Source organism: Sphingomonas bacterium, assembly GCF_903643035.1.
Lineage (GTDB): Bacteria > Pseudomonadota > Alphaproteobacteria > Sphingomonadales > Sphingomonadaceae > Sphingomonas.
Map to the genome: position 1 here is coordinate 1 of NZ_CAHJWW010000047.1, position 14,538 is coordinate 14,538.

Annotated in this window: 13 protein-coding genes and 1 tRNA gene; 13 read left to right on the top strand and 1 reads right to left on the bottom strand. The window is 68.6% G+C overall.

What is annotated here, in order from left to right:
- The 4 genes from HUV01_RS04830 to HUV01_RS04845 all read left to right on the top strand — a co-directional run.
- Positions 1-810, top strand: an 810-nt coding sequence (locus HUV01_RS04830) for a CobW family GTP-binding protein (RefSeq protein ID WP_174297178.1), incomplete at its 5' end; no start/stop codon positions are given.
- Positions 810-1,898: a WD40 repeat domain-containing protein gene (locus HUV01_RS04835; RefSeq protein ID WP_174297179.1), complete on the top strand. Its 1,089-nt coding sequence runs from the start codon at positions 810-812 to the stop codon at positions 1,896-1,898. The genes HUV01_RS04830 and HUV01_RS04835, both read left to right, overlap by 1 nt.
- Positions 1,895-2,089, top strand: coding sequence for a DUF1289 domain-containing protein (locus HUV01_RS04840; RefSeq protein ID WP_174297180.1), 195 nt, complete (start codon positions 1,895-1,897; stop codon positions 2,087-2,089). The genes HUV01_RS04835 and HUV01_RS04840 overlap by 4 nt, the downstream gene beginning before the upstream one ends.
- Entirely contained in the window at positions 2,086-2,898 is an 813-nt protein-coding gene (locus tag HUV01_RS04845) for a nickel permease (RefSeq protein WP_254606387.1), read from the top strand. The genes HUV01_RS04840 and HUV01_RS04845 overlap by 4 nt, the downstream gene beginning before the upstream one ends.
- Before the next feature lie 140 nt (positions 2,899-3,038).
- On the opposite strand, the gene HUV01_RS04850 is transcribed toward HUV01_RS04845, so the two are convergent.
- Positions 3,039-3,125: transfer RNA gene (locus HUV01_RS04850), tRNA-Leu, on the bottom strand.
- 120 nt (positions 3,126-3,245) lie between these two features.
- On the opposite strand from HUV01_RS04850, the gene HUV01_RS04855 reads away from it, so the two are divergent.
- The 9 genes from HUV01_RS04855 to HUV01_RS04895 all read left to right on the top strand — a co-directional run.
- Positions 3,246-4,178, top strand: a complete 933-nt coding sequence (locus tag HUV01_RS04855) for a complex I NDUFA9 subunit family protein (RefSeq protein WP_174297181.1) — start codon at positions 3,246-3,248, stop codon at positions 4,176-4,178.
- A gap of 33 nt (positions 4,179-4,211) precedes the next feature.
- Complete coding sequence (locus HUV01_RS04860; RefSeq protein ID WP_174297182.1) at positions 4,212-5,015, top strand: undecaprenyl-diphosphate phosphatase; 804 nt, start codon at positions 4,212-4,214, stop codon at positions 5,013-5,015.
- Between the two features lie 161 nt (positions 5,016-5,176).
- On the top strand, positions 5,177-6,613 hold the full coding sequence (locus HUV01_RS04865) for an NAD(P)-dependent oxidoreductase (protein ID WP_438827146.1): 1,437 nt from the start codon (positions 5,177-5,179) through the stop codon (positions 6,611-6,613).
- Between the two features lie 232 nt (positions 6,614-6,845).
- Positions 6,846-11,342 (top strand): glutamate synthase large subunit, encoded by a 4,497-nt coding sequence (gltB, locus tag HUV01_RS04870; RefSeq protein WP_174297184.1) that lies wholly within the window; start codon positions 6,846-6,848, stop codon positions 11,340-11,342.
- A gap of 98 nt (positions 11,343-11,440) precedes the next feature.
- Positions 11,441-12,181, top strand: coding sequence for a CoA transferase subunit A (locus HUV01_RS04875; RefSeq protein ID WP_174297185.1), 741 nt, complete (start codon positions 11,441-11,443; stop codon positions 12,179-12,181).
- A gap of 125 nt (positions 12,182-12,306) precedes the next feature.
- On the top strand, positions 12,307-13,191 hold the full coding sequence (locus HUV01_RS04880; RefSeq protein WP_174297186.1) for an HAD family acid phosphatase: 885 nt from the start codon (positions 12,307-12,309) through the stop codon (positions 13,189-13,191).
- Positions 13,188-13,565: a DUF5076 domain-containing protein gene (locus HUV01_RS04885; protein ID WP_254606388.1), complete on the top strand. Its 378-nt coding sequence runs from the start codon at positions 13,188-13,190 to the stop codon at positions 13,563-13,565. The genes HUV01_RS04880 and HUV01_RS04885 overlap by 4 nt, the downstream gene beginning before the upstream one ends.
- The gene (locus HUV01_RS04890) at positions 13,562-14,212 is read left to right on the top strand and encodes a CoA transferase subunit B (RefSeq protein ID WP_174297187.1); all 651 of its coding nucleotides are present in this window, start codon (positions 13,562-13,564) and stop codon (positions 14,210-14,212) included. Before HUV01_RS04885 ends, HUV01_RS04890 begins: the two co-directional genes overlap by 4 nt.
- 76 nt (positions 14,213-14,288) lie before the next feature.
- Positions 14,289-14,538: PepSY-associated TM helix domain-containing protein (locus tag HUV01_RS04895; RefSeq protein WP_174297188.1), on the top strand; the 250-nt coding region annotated here is incomplete at its 3' end.

A 14,538-nucleotide genomic window follows, 5' to 3' on the forward strand; every position in this document is an offset into this window, starting at 1 on the left:
GCCGACGAGGAGGTGTTCGAGATGAACAACGGCTGCATCTGCTGCACCGTGCGCGGCGACCTGATCCGCATCATCGAGGGGCTGATGAAGCGCAAGGACAGCTTCGACGCGATCGTGATCGAGACTACCGGACTGGCCGATCCGGCGCCGGTGGCGCAGACCTTCTTCGTCGACAACGACGTGCGCGCGCGCGCCAGCCTCGACGCGATCGTGACGGTGGTCGACGCGCGCCACGTCACGGCGCGGCTGGAGGACAGTCACGAGGCGGAGGAGCAGATCGCGTTCGCCGACGTCATCCTGCTCAACAAGACCGACTTGGTCGACGCGCAGCAGCTGGAGGAGGTGCGCCAGCGCGTCCGCTCGATCAACGCCCACGCCAGGCTGCACGAGACGCGGAACTGCGTCGTGCCGCTGGAGGAGGTGCTGGAGCGCGGTGCGTTCGACCTCGACCGGATCCTGGAGATCGAGCCCGGTTTCCTCGGCGAGGACGATCACGAGCACGACGCCTCCATCGCCTCGGTGTCGTTGAGTTCGGAGGCGGCGATCCGGCCCGAGCTGTTCATGCCGTGGCTGCGCCAGCTGACCGCGCAGCAGGGTCAGGACATCCTGCGCCTGAAGGGCATACTGTCCTTCCCCGGCGAGGAGCGGCGATACGTGGTGCAGGGCGTCCACATGCTGCTCGACGGCGATCACCAGCGCGACTGGAAGCCGGGCGAGGAGCGGACCAGCCGGATGGTGTTCATTGGCCGCAATCTCGACGCGCCCGCATTGCAGCGGGCGTTCGCGGACTGCGCGGTGCGCGCCCGCTGATGGCGACCCTGGCGAGCGGGGGGCGGGCTGGCGGGGTGCTGGCGGGCGAGGCGCTGGTCCACCGCCACGGCCGCCACCTCGCGGTCGACGCGGAGGCGACCGCGATCCTGTGGCTCGGCACGACCGCGGCGGTGACGCTGGGGGACGGAAGCGTCTGTTGGATTGGCGATGGAGGCGATGGAGGCGGTGGCGGCGAGGTGGCGAGGGTCGACGTCCATGCCGGCGCGATCCTGTCGGCCTGCCGCCACCCCGACGGCACGGCGATCGTGACCGGCGGTGACGATGGCCGCGTCTGCCGTGTGGCTCACGATGGCGACGTTATCGAGATGGCCCGCGAGCCCAGATGGGTGGACCATCTCGTCGCCAGCGCCGCTTCCGGGCTGATCGTCGCGGGGATCGGACGCGAGGCGGTGGTATGGGCCAGGGGCGCGGCGCTGTCCTCGCACCGCTATGCGGTCGGCTCGACGGTCGGCGGGCTGGCGCTCGACGGCAAGGGCAGGCGGCTGGCGATCGCGCACTACAACGGCGCCACGCTGCTCTACGCCAGCAATCCCGACAGCGGCCGGAACGTCCTCGACTGGGTCGGGTCGCATCTTGCCTGCACGATGAGTGCGGACGGCCGTTACCTCGTCACCGCGTTGCAGGAGACGGGGCTCCACGGGTGGCAGTTGCCCGAGGTGCGCGACATGCGGATGTCGGGCTACGCCGCCAAGACGCGCAGCTTCGCCTGGGACCGGCGCGGCAGGTGGCTGGCGACGGGCGGCGACGCAAGGGTGATCCTGTGGCCGTTCGACGGCAGGAACGGGCCGATGGGCAAGGCGCCGACGATGCGCGCCGAGCGCAAGAAGGCGATCGTCACCCGCGTCGCCTTCCACCCGCGCGACGACCTGCTCGCGGTCGGCTTCAGCGACGGCGTGGTCGAGCTGGCGCGGCTCGCCGATGATCGGGTGCTGTCGATCGACGACGAGGGCGCGCCGATCACCGCGCTCGCCTGGAACGATGCCGGCACGAGGCTGAGCTGGGGCGACGAGGACGGCCGTGTCGGCATCCTTGACATGGAGATGCGCGCCAGGGACACGGGGGCGTGAAGAGCCCCTGTGTCGAGGTGTGCCGCTTCGACGGCCGCACCGGCTGGTGCGTCGCCTGCGGCCGCAGCCTCGAGGAGTGCCGCGTGTGGCGCAAGGCGTCGCGTCCGCGACTGTTGAAGATCAGCGCCGAGCTGCCGCGCCGCCTCGCCCGGCTGGCTGCACGCGGCGTCGTGGCGGAGGACGTGGCGTGACCGACGCCGCGCTGCCGACGCTTGGCCTGATGTTCGTGCTCGGCCTGCGCCACGGGCTCGATCCCGACCATGTCGCCGTGATCGACAACATCGTGTTCCGCATGGTCGACGAGCGGCCGCGCCTGTCGTGCTGGACGGGCACGATGTTCGCGGCCGGGCACAGCCTGGCCGTCGCCGCCGTCGCGCTGGGCGTGTCGGTCGCCTCCGGGTGGTTCACGCTCCCGGTCTGGAGCGGGACGGTGATCGACGCGATGGTCGTGTCGCTGCTGCTGCTGGTGGGCACGCTGAACCTCGCAGCGCTGTCGCGGCCCGGCGACTATGTGCCGGTCGGCTGGCGGGCGCGACTGGTGCCGGCGTCGTTGCGCATGAGCACGCATCCGCTGGCGGTCGTGGCCGTCGGCGTCGTGTTCGGGCTGGTCTTCGACACCGCGACCCAGGCGGCGGCATGGGGGGCGGCGGCGACCACGCGGGGCGGCATCGCCGCCGCCGCGGCGATCGCGCTCGCCTTCGCGACCGGGATGGTCCTCGCCGATACGCTGGACAGCCAGATCGTCAGCCGTCTGCTGCGTACCGCGCGCTTTGGCAGCGGCGCCGTCCGCCGCTATCGCCGTGCTGTCGGCTGGCTGATCGTCGCGCTGTCCTACGGCATGGCGGCGCTCGCGGTGCTGGAGTCGAGCGGGGTAGGACTTGGTATCGACGATGCGAGCTTCACCGTGATCGGCGTCGCCTCCGCATTGACCGTCACCGCGTTGCTGGTGGAAGCGAACCGGCGGAACAGATCGGCTGTCGCGATGCGTCGATCGTCGTAGAAGACAAGGTACTCCGGCGGCGGCAAGCCGGCACGATCGTCGGGCGCGTCCCTGGTTCCCCCAGCCGTCCGCAGCATAGCTGCTGAGGTCGTGGCAACCGCAACTGCTCGCTTCGTGCGCCCGTGCTCTTCGGTCGGGAATGGTGCCCAGAAGAGGACTCGAACCTCCACGGCCTTGCGACCGCCAGCACCTGAAGCTGGTGCGTCTACCAATTCCGCCATCTGGGCACGGGGTAGGTCGGCGCCTCTAGGGGAGGGGGCGATGGGCTGTCAACCGGCGTGTGGCGGCGGCTTGTCAACGGTGGCCTCGGGGGGCAAGGGCGGCATATCTCGAAGGGCGACGGGCGCATGAAGAACAAGCTGGTGACGCTGATCGGCGGCGGGGGGTTCCTTGGCCGCTATGTCGCGCAGGCGCTGATGCGGGGTGGCGCGCGTGTGCGGATCGCGCAGCGCGATCCCCGCCAAGCCTATTTCCTGCGCACGCAGGGCGGTCTGGGTCAGACGCAGTTCGCGGGCGTCGACGCTGGCCGACCCGATACGATCCTGCGTGCGGTCCAGGGCAGCGACGCGGTGGTGAACCTGGTCGGCACGTTCGCGACCGGCAGCATGCAGGCACTTCATGTCGAGGGCGCGCGGGCGGTGGCCAGGGCAGCGGCGCAGGTGGGGGTCGACGCGCTGGTGCACATTTCCGCGATCGGCGCCGATCCTGCCGGTCCGTCGGTCTATGCGCGCACCAAGGCGGATGGCGAGGCGGCCGTGTACGACGCCTTTCCGCGCGCGACGATCCTGCGCCCGTCGGTGGTGTTCGGACCCGAGGACCAGTTCCTGAACCGCTTCGCCCGCATGATCGAGACGCTGCCCGTGGTGCCGGTCCTGCGCGGGCCGGCGCGCTTCCAGCCGGTGTATGTCGCCGATGTCGCGGAGGCGGTGCTCGCCGCCCTGTCGAGCCCGGACCGGTTCGGTGGCACGACGTTCGAACTGGGTGGACCGGACGTTGTCACGATGATCGGCCTGCAACGCTGGATCGCCGCGCAGATCGACCGCAAGCCGCGCTTCCTGGAGCTGCCCGACATCGCCGGATCGCTGATCGCGAGCCTTCCCGGCTCGCCGATCGGGCGCGACCAGTGGCTGATGCTACAGCGCGATACGGTCGCGACCGGCAGTCACGGTCTGGACGAACTGGGCGTTGCGCCGACCGCGATGGCCGCTGTGGCACCGGGCTGGCTGGTCCGTTATCACAAGGCGGGGCGGTTCGGCGTCCGCGCCGCGATCGAGGCATGATGACGCCGGAAAGGCGCGCATAAGGGGAACGACGTGAGTGACTGGCTGACCGTCCTGATCCTCGGCATTGTCGAGGGCGTTACCGAGTTCCTGCCCGTATCTTCCACCGGCCATCTCATACTGGCCGGCGCCCTGCTCGGCTATGACGAGAAGTATTGGAAGGTCTTCAACGTCGTTATCCAGCTCGGCGCCATCCTGGCGATCGTCGCGCTGTACTGGCGGACGTTCTGGACGGTGATCCTGGGCCTGCTGCGCCGTGAGGCGGGCGCGGTTCGCTTCACCCGCAACATCCTGGTCGCCTTCCTGCCGGCGGCGGTAATCGGGCTGGCTCTGCACAGGCAGGTCGAGGTGCTGCTGGGAAAGCCGTTGGTGGTCGCGGTGGCGCTGATCGCCGGCGGTGTTGCGATCCTGGCGATCGAGCGGCTGGCCAGGCCCGGTGATATCCGCGGGGTGGCGGAGGTGCCGCTGACGACTGCGGTCGGCATCGGCTTCATCCAGTGCCTGGCGATGGTGCCCGGTGTCAGTCGATCGGGAGCGACGATCCTGGGGGCGCTTAGCCTTGGCGTCGAGCGGCGGACCGCCGCGGAGTTCTCGTTCTTTCTCGCCATCCCGACGATGCTAGGAGCGAGCGCGCTGGAGATCGTGAAGAACCGGCACGAGCTGGCAGCGACAGGCAGCGTCGGACTGTCGCCAATCCTGTTCGGCGCCAGTGTCGCCTTTGTCGTCGCGTTGATCGTCGTGCGCGGCTTTGTCTCGTTGGTCAGCCGGCACGGCTTCGGCCCGTTCGCCTGGTATCGGATCGTAGCAGGCATCGCCGCGCTACTCTGGCTGCAATAGTGCCGAATTGGGCATATTTCATGGACCGCCGTTTGGAAAATCTGGATGACTAAACGAACTACTGCCGTATATGTCAGTAGAGCTTACTTGTCTTTGGTTTAGGCGGGCAGTACCGACAGTCAAGCCTCATGCTTGGAGTTCGGACCGTGGCAGTCGAGTCGATGCTGAAGTTCGTGTCCCGCGAACAGGCATATCCTTCCAAGCGTGCACCCGATGCGCGGGCCGAGGATTTTCGCGAAATCGCGGACCGTTATGCCACGCCGTCGGCCGAGGACCAGGCAGCCCGCTGCTCGCAATGCGGCGTGCCTTATTGCTCGGTGCATTGCCCGTTGCAGAACCACATCCCCGACTGGCTGCGGCTGACCGCCGAAGGCCGCATTCGCGAGGCTTATGAGCTGTCCAACGCGACTTCGACGATGCCCGAGATCTGTGGTCGCATCTGTCCGCAGGACCGGTTGTGCGAGGGCAATTGCGTCATCGAGTTCTCCGGCCACGGCGCCGTGACGATCGGCTCGGTCGAGAAGTTCATCACCGATACCGCTTGGGAACAGGGCTGGGTCGAGCCGTTGATACCTAGTCGCCCGCGCGGGCAATCCGTCGGCGTGATCGGAGCCGGTCCGGCCGGACTGACCGCGGCCGAGTATCTCCGCGGTAACGGCTACGACGTCCACGTCTACGATCGGCACGACCGCGCGGGCGGGCTGCTGACCTACGGCATTCCCGGCTTCAAGCTGGAGAAGCCGGTCGTGATGCGCCGGGTCGAGCGGCTGGCGGCGGCGGGAATCGTCTTTCATCCGGGGTTCGAGGTCGGGCGCGACGCGACGCTGGATACGTTGCGTGCCCGTCACGACGCATTGCTCGTGGCGACCGGTGTGTATCGCGCGCGGCGGGTCGATATACCCGGCGTCGAGGCGAAGGGCGTCGTCGCGGCGCTCGACTATCTCACCACCTCGAACCGCAAGGGCTTTGGCGATGCGGTGCCGGCATTCGACGACGGCTCGCTCGATGCGGCCGGCAAGCGGGTCGTCGTGATCGGCGGAGGCGACACGGCGATGGACTGCGTGCGCACCGCGATCCGCCAGGGCGCGGCGTCCGTCACCTGCCTCTACCGCCGCGACCGCGCCAACATGCCCGGCAGCCGGCGCGAGGTGGCAAACGCGGAAGAGGAGGGCGCGCGGTTCGTATGGCTCGCCGCCCCCAACGCGATCGAGACCGACGCTGGCGGACAGGTGACGGGCGTGCGCATCAACCGCATGCGGTTGGGCGTCCCCGATGCGACCGGCCGTCGCGCGCCCGAGCGTGATCCGGGTGGCGAGGAGACCCATACCGCCGACCTCGTCGTCCAGGCGCTGGGCTTCGAAGCGGAGGAACTGCCCCTGTTGTGGGACGCGCCCGCACTACCCGTCACCCGCTGGGGCACGGTGCTGGTCGATGCGCGCACGCTGATGACGGGCATGGACGGCGTATTCGCCGCCGGCGACATCGTACGCGGCGCGAGCCTGGTGGTGTGGGCGATCCGCGACGGCCGCGACGTGGCGGCGTCGATGCATAGGTGGCTTAAGGCAAAGGCGATGGCAGGCGAGCGGAAGGCGGCGTGAGGTTGAGCGGCGGCTAGGCCCGGGCCATCGAGATGGCGGCAGGCCAAGCGTTCAGCCCCGACCCGATCGTCCGCCGGTTCGAAAGCAGGACCTGTGACGCCGCGTGGGGTCGTTATTACCACCGATCTCATGGCGCAGGCGCAGAGCCTGAACCGCTTATGATTGATCCGCCGGCAACGCTGACCGGCACGCATCGGACGTTGACTCACTTCCGTATTCAGGAGCTGTTGCCATGATCGACCAGCGCGACCGCCTCGCCCGTAAGGGCATGTACCGGCCCGAGTTCGAGTCCGACGCGTGCGGCGTGGGCCTCGTCGCCGCCACCGACGGCAAGGCGAGCCGACGCGTTGTCCAATCCGCAATCGATGCGTTGAAGGCGGTGTGGCATCGCGGCGCGGTCGATGCGGATGGCAAGACCGGTGACGGCGCTGGGGTGCACGTCGATCTGCCGCATGCCTTCTTCGACGACGCGATCGCCGCGTCGGGGCACAAGCCCAGGCCGGGTCGGCTCGCGGTCGGCATGATCTTCCTGCCGCGCACGGATCTCGGCGCGCAGGAGACGTGCCGTACGATCGTCGAGAGTGCCGTGATCGAGGCGGGATATGCCATCTATGGCTGGCGGCAGGTGCCGGTCGACGTCTCGGTGATCGGTTTGAAAGCGCAGGCGACGCGGCCGGAGATCGAGCAGCTGCTGATTGCCGGCTCCGACGAAGTCGATGACCGTGAGTTCGAGAAGCAGCTCTACCTCGTCCGTCGCCGGATCGAGAAGCGCGTGATCGCCGCGCAGATCCAGGGCTTCTACGTCTGCTCGCTGTCGTGCAGGTCGATAGTGTACAAGGGGCTGTTCCTCGCCGAGAGTCTGTCGATCTTCTATCCCGATCTGCAGGACGAGCGGTTCAAGAGTCGGGTAGCGATCTTCCACCAGCGGTATTCCACCAACACTTTCCCGCAATGGTGGCTGGCGCAGCCGTTCCGCTGCCTCGCGCACAACGGAGAGATCAACACCATCCGCGGCAATCGCAACTGGATGCTTTCCCATGAGATCCGCATGGCGAGCATCGCATTCGGCGAACATTGCGAGGACATCAAGCCGGTGATACCCGCTGGCGCCTCCGATACCGCCGCGCTCGACGCCGTGTTCGAGGCGATCTGCCGTTCGGGCCGCGACGCGCCCACGGCCAAGCTGATGCTGGTGCCCGAGTCCGCCGCCGACGACATGCCGCGCGACCACGTCGCCATGTACCAGTATCTCGCCAGCGTCATGGAGCCGTGGGACGGGCCGGCGGCGCTCGCGATGACCGACGGGCGCTGGGCCGTGGCCGGCATGGACCGCAACGCGTTGCGTCCCTTGCGCTACGTCCGCACCAGCGACGGCCTGCTGATCGTCGGGTCGGAGAGCGGCATGGTTCCAGTGCCCGAGGAGACCATCGTCACCAAAGGGCGGCTGGGGCCTGGGCAGATGATTGCGGTCGACCTGATCGAGGGTGTCGTGTTCGACGATCGCGCGGTAAAGGACCGGATCGCGGGTGAGCAGGATTATGCCGCCATGATCGGCGGGTTCCTGACCGAGGCCGACCTGCCGGGTGCCGGCGACGACGTCATCGTCCGCTACTCGCGCGCCGACCTGGCCCGCCGTCAGGTCGCGGCCGGGCAGACGCTGGAGGACATGGAGCTGATCCTGGCGCCGATGGTGGAGGGTGCAAAGGAGGCGGTCGGCTCGATGGGCGACGACACGCCGCTCGCGGTGATCTCCGACAAGCCGCGCCTGATCAGCCAGTTCTTCCGCCAGAACTTCAGCCAGGTCACCAACCCGCCGATCGACTCGCTTCGCGAGCGGCACGTGATGTCGCTCAAGACCCGATTCGGCAATCTCGCCAACATCCTTGACGTTCGCGACAGCCGCGAGCGGGTGCTGGTACTCGACTCGCCGGTGCTGACGGGCGAGAGCTGGGCACGGCTCCGCGCGCACTTCGGGACCAGTGCGGCGGAGATCGACTGCACGTTCGAGGCGGGCGGCGGCCCGGAGAAGCTGCGCGCCGCGATTCAGCGGATCCGCAACGAGGCCGAGCAGGCGGTACGGCGCGGGCATAGCGAACTGTTCCTGACCGACGAGGCTACGGGCGAGACCCGCGTCGGCATCGCCGGCGTGCTGGCGACGGCGGCGGTGCACACGCATCTCGTCCGCAAGGGGCTGCGCTCCTATGCATCGGTCAACGTCCGCACCGCTGAGTGCCTCGACACGCATTACTATGCGGTGCTGATCGGGGTCGGCGCGACGACGGTGAACGCCTATCTCGCCGAGGCGGCGATCGCGGATCGCCACGCGCGCGGCCTGTTTGGCGAACTGACCCTGGACCAGTGCCTCACGCGCCACCGTACGGCGGTCGAGGAGGGATTGCTCAAGATCATCTCGAAAATGGGGATCGCGGTGATCTCGTCATATCGTGGCGGGTACAATTTCGAGGCCGTCGGCCTCAGCCGCGCGCTGGTCAACGACCTGTTCCCTGGCATGCCCGCCAAGATCAGCGGCGAGGGCTACGTCTCGCTGCACCTCAACTCGACGCTGCGCCACGATGCTGCGTTCGACGCCGGTGTCGCCACCTTGCCCGTCGGCGGCTTCTACCGCCAGCGGGCAGGTGGCGAGGAGCATGCCTATTCGGCGCAGCTGATGCACCTGCTCCAGGCCGCGGTCGCGACCGACAGCTACACGCAGTACATGCAGTTCAGCCGCGGCGTGTCCGACCTGCCGCCGGTGTACCTGCGCGACCTGCTCCAGTTCCGCTTTCCCGCGGAGCCGGTCGCAATCGACCAGGTCGAGGCGATAACCGAGATCCGCAAGCGGTTCATCACGCCCGGCATGTCGCTCGGCGCTCTGGGGCCGGAAGCGCATGAGACGCTGGCAATCGCGATGAACCGCATCGGCGCCAAGGCGGTGTCGGGAGAGGGTGGCGAGGCGCGAGAGCGCTATGCGCCCTATGAAAATGGCGACAACGCTAATTCGACGATCAAGCAGATCGCGTCGGGCCGGTTCGGCGTGACGGCGGAGTATCTGAACGCCTGCGAAGAGATCGAGATCAAGGTGGCGCAGGGCGCAAAGCCCGGTGAGGGCGGCCAGCTACCCGGGTTCAAGGTGACCGAGTTCATCGCTCGGCTGCGCCACGCGACACCGGGCGTGACGCTCATCAGCCCGCCTCCGCACCACGACATCTATTCGATCGAGGACCTCGCGCAGCTCATCTACGACTGCAAGCAGATCAACCCGCGCGCGCGGGTGTGCGTGAAGCTTGTCAGTTCCGCCGGCATCGGCACAGTCGCGGCGGGCGTCGCCAAGGCGCATGCGGACGTGATCCTCGTCTCCGGCCACGTTGGCGGCACCGGCGCCAGTCCCCAGACCAGCATCAAGTATGCCGGCACGCCTTGGGAGATGGGTCTGTCCGAAGTCAATCAGACGCTTACGTTGAACGGCCTGCGCGGGCGCATCCGCCTCCGCGCGGACGGCGGGCTGAAGACCGGGCGCGACGTGGTGATCGCCGCGATATTGGGCGCGGAGGAGTTCGGCATCGGCACGCTCTCCCTCGTCGCGATGGGCTGCATCATGGTGCGGCAATGCCATTCGAACACCTGCCCGGTAGGCATCTGCACGCAGGATCCCGCGATGCGCGCGAAGTTCGGCGGCACGCCCGAAAAGGTCATCAACCTGATGACCTTCATCGCCGAGGAGGTGCGCGACATCCTTGCCCGGCTCGGCGTCCGCAGCCTGGACGAGGTGATCGGCCGCACCGAGTTCCTGCGTCAGGTGAGCCGCGGGGCGGAGCATCTCGACGACCTCGACCTCAACCCGATCCTCGCCAAGGTCGACGCGACCGAGGCGGAGCGGCGCTTCTCGCTATCGACGTTCCGCAATGAGGTGCCCGACGGGCTGGACGCGCAGATCATCCGAGACGCCGCCGCCGTTTTCAGCCGCGGCGAGAAGATGCAGCTGACCTATTCGGTCCGCAACGTCGACCGCGCGGTCGGCACGCGGCTGTCGAGCGAGGTCACGCGCACCTTCGGGATGAGCAAGCTCGCCGATGGCCACGTCACCGTCCGGCTGCGCGGCTCGGCAGGGCAGAGCCTGGGCGCGTTCCTGTGCAAGGGCATCACGCTGGAGGTGTTCGGCGATGCGAACGACTACGTCGGCAAGGGCCTGTCGGGCGGCATCATCGTCGTGCGCCCGGCGGTGTCGTCGCCGCTCCAGAGCCAGGAGAACACGATCCTGGGCAACACGGTTCTGTACGGCGCGACATCGGGTGAGCTTTACGCAGCGGGGCAGGCGGGCGAGCGGTTCGCGGTACGCAACTCGGGCGCGAGCGTGGTGGTCGAAGGCTGCGGCGCCAACGGCTGCGAGTATATGACGGGCGGCGTCGCGGTGGTGCTGGGCGCGGTGGGACGCAACTTCGGCGCCGGGATGACGGGCGGCATGGCCTTCGTCCACGATCCCGCTGGCACATTTTCGCGCAGCGCCAACCCCGACAGCATCGTGTGGCAACGTATCGCTACCGCGCATTGGGAGGGCGTGCTGGAGACGCTGGTGCGCGAGCATGCGCGGCGTACCGACAGCAAGTGGAGCCGCGGCCTGCTGGACGACTGGACCCGCACGCTGGGCGCGATGTGGCAGGTGGTACCCAAGGAGATGCTGACGCGCCTCCCGTTCCCGCTTCGGGAACCGGTGCTGGAAGCGGCGGAATGACCGTGCCCGTGGATCACGGACCCGCGTCGGTGCCCGGCATATTGACCGCCGGGTCCGCCTCCGACTAGTCGCTGCCACTCGCGCAGGAGAGGCGGCCGATGAACAAGCTCTACCCAGATGCCGCCGCCGCGCTCGCGGGATTGCTGCACGACGGCATGACGATCTGCGCGGGCGGTTTCGGCCTGTGCGGCATACCCGAGCGGCTGATCGACGCGATCCGCGACGCGGGCACGAACGGGCTGACGATCGCTAGCAACAATGCCGGGATCGACGGCGAGGGCCTGGGCAAGCTGTTGCGCACGCATCAGGTCGCCAAGATGATCTCCAGCTATGTCGGCGAGAACAAGGAGTTCGAGCGGCAGTATCTGTCGGGCGAGCTGGAGGTCGAGTTCTGCCCGCAGGGAACGCTCGCCGAACGCTGCCGCGCCGGAGGGGCGGGCATTCCGGGCTTCTACACCAGGACGGGCGTCGGCACGCTGGTAGCCGACGGCAAGGAGGTGCGCAGCTTCGATGGGGAGGACTATGTCCTCGAACGAGGCATTCGCGCGGATCTGTCGATCATCAAGGGCTGGCGCGCGGACGCGAGCGGCAACCTCCAGTTCCGCAAGACGGCGCGCAACTTCAACCAGCCGATGGCCACGGCGGGGCGGGTCTGCGTCGCCGAGGTGGAGGAGGTCGTGCCGACCGGCACGCTCGACCCCGACCAGATCCATCTTCCCGGCATCTACGTGAAGCGGATGATCGTCGGCGCGCCCTACGACAAGCGTATCGAGTTCCGCACGACCCGCGCGCGGGCCGGGGCGGACGCGGCGGCGGGCTCGGAGATCGGCGCGGCGTGATCGCTTCCCCCGCCACCCCGGCGAAGGCCGGAGCCCGGTTCCAGGCAGCGCGCGGCTTGACCCCGACTCAGGCCCTGACCTTGGACTTGGCTCCAACCCTGGCCTTCGTCGGGACGGCCCTGGCGATGCTGGGCGGATCCACGGCCGTCCACGCCGCTCGTCCCGACCGAACGGCCGTCGCCACACCGTCGGTCCCCGCGGCCGCCCGCCCGGCGCCCGCGCTCATCCTCGGCACCGTCCCGCCCGGTATGCAATATCTCTACGGCTCGGGCGAGGCGGCGGCGATCAGCGTGCAGGCATGGCGCGCGATTGCCGACCATGTCGCCGCCAGGGTGCGCAACCGGCCGGTGGACGGCGTCGTGCTGGACGAGGGCTCGACACTCGCCGCTCCTCGCTTTGTGTCGTGCGCCGGCAAGCCATTGGCGGCGGTGTTCGACGTGGACGAGACGGTGCTGCTGAATGCGGGGTTCGAGGGTGACGATGCCATGCACCCCGGCCGGCCCTATGATGCCGCTCGCTGGCGTGCGTATGAGGCGAGCGGCGGTGCGACGGTGCTGCCCGTTCCCGGCGCGGCCGACGCGCTCGCCGCGATCCGGGCGATGGGCGTGACGGTGGTGTTCAACACCAACCGCTCGGCCGGCAACGCCGCCTTCACGGAAGCGGCGATCGGTCATGCCGGCGTCGGCCCAGCGCGTCATGGCGAGACGCTGTACCTTTCGGGCGACGACGCGACTGGCGCCCGCAAGGATGCCCGCCGCGCGGCGATCGCCCGGCGCTTCTGCGTGGTGGCGATGGCGGGCGACCAGCTCGGCGACTTCTCCGACCTGTTCAACGCCAACGCCTCTGGCCAGCCGTTCGCCGGGCGCCGCGCCGCGACGCTTGGCGCGCCGGTCGCGCGGCTGTGGGGCGCCGGGTGGTTCGTGTTGCCCAACCCGGTCTATGGCACCGCGCTGAAGGGCGGCATGGACGAGGTGTTTCCCGTCGCCGGTCGCTGGACGCCCGCACCATGACGGGGCGCGCGACGGCCAAGCCGGTCCCGATCGACCTCACCCGCCACACCGAACTGATCGCCGGCGCGCGCGAGTTCCTGCGCGTGTGGGCGAGCGAGGACGGCCCGGTGACGTGCTTCGTCAATCCGGTGTCGATCGGCCCCGATCCCGCTGCGTTCGGGCTGGCGATGGTCGACTGCATCCGCCATGCCGCCGCCGCCTATGCCCGTGCCGTGGACATTCCCGAGAAGGCTGCGCTCGCCCGCATCTGGCAGGGGCTGGACGCCGAACGCGCGGCGCCCACCACCGACGCCGTCGAGGCGACGCCGCCAGTGGCGGCCAAGCGCGGCGACCCGATCGTCTCCCTAGTCCCCAAGCAGGATCCCCGCCGATGACACAGGATGCAAAAGGCTGGACCCGCGACCAGATGGCCGCCCGCGCGGCGCGCGAGTTGCAGGACGGCTTCTACGTCAACCTGGGCATCGGCATCCCGACGCTGGTCGCGAACTACATACCCGCCGGCGTGGAGGTGACGCTCCAGTCCGAGAACGGGATGCTCGGCATCGGCCCGTTCCCCTATGACGACGAGGTCGATCCCGACCTCATCAACGCGGGCAAGCAGACGATCAGCGAACTGCCGCAGACCGCCTATTTCGGCTCGGAGCAAAGCTTCGCGATGATTCGCGGCGGGCATATCGATCTGACGGTACTGGGCGCGATGGAGGTGTCGGAGGGTGGCGACATCGCCAACTGGATGATCCCGGGCAAGATGATAAAGGGGATGGGCGGCGCGATGGACCTTGTCGCTGGCGTCCGAAAGATCATCGTCGTCATGGAGCATGTCGCAAAGGACGGCAGTCCCAAGTTCATCCCCGCCTGCACCCTGCCGCTGACCGGGCGCAATGTCGTCGACATGATCGTGACCGACCTGGCGGTCTTCCAGCGCCCCGACCACGCCTCGCCGTTCCGTCTCGTCGAGCTCGCCCCCGGCGTGACGGCGGACGAGGCGGCTGCGAAGACGTCGGCGCATTACCTGACCTGACGGTCGGGTCGTCGGAACGGGCCAGAGGATCAGGCCGGCCGTTGCAAATGCGAGTCGTTCGCGGTAGCGGCGGCTGATGATCGTGCGCGCCCATCCAACGACCATACCGAAGCGCCGTCGCCTCACCCGCGGCTGGTGGCTGAAACAGCTTCACAGCTGGCATTGGATCAGCGCCGCGGTCTCGCTGACGGGAATGCTGGCCTTTGCGGTGACGGGCGTCACACTCAACCATGCCGCCTCCATTCCGGGCGGCGCCCGCGTGGAGGACCGGTCGGCGGTGCTCGCGCCCTCGCTTGTGCGTCTGCTCGGACCGACGCCCGCCGCGT

Coding starts and splice junctions, on each gene's coding strand:
- HUV01_RS04835 (WP_174297179.1), top strand. CDS start 810: ATGGCGACCCTGGCGAGCGGGGGGCGGGCTGGCGGGGTGCTGGCGGGC.
- HUV01_RS04855 (WP_174297181.1), top strand. CDS start 3,246: ATGAAGAACAAGCTGGTGACGCTGATCGGCGGCGGGGGGTTCCTTGGC.
- HUV01_RS04865 (WP_438827146.1), top strand. CDS start 5,177: ATGCTGAAGTTCGTGTCCCGCGAACAGGCATATCCTTCCAAGCGTGCA.
- gltB (WP_174297184.1), top strand. CDS start 6,846: ATGATCGACCAGCGCGACCGCCTCGCCCGTAAGGGCATGTACCGGCCC.
- HUV01_RS04875 (WP_174297185.1), top strand. CDS start 11,441: ATGAACAAGCTCTACCCAGATGCCGCCGCCGCGCTCGCGGGATTGCTG.
- HUV01_RS04880 (WP_174297186.1), top strand. CDS start 12,307: ATGCTGGGCGGATCCACGGCCGTCCACGCCGCTCGTCCCGACCGAACG.
- HUV01_RS04885 (WP_254606388.1), top strand. CDS start 13,188: ATGACGGGGCGCGCGACGGCCAAGCCGGTCCCGATCGACCTCACCCGC.
- HUV01_RS04890 (WP_174297187.1), top strand. CDS start 13,562: ATGACACAGGATGCAAAAGGCTGGACCCGCGACCAGATGGCCGCCCGC.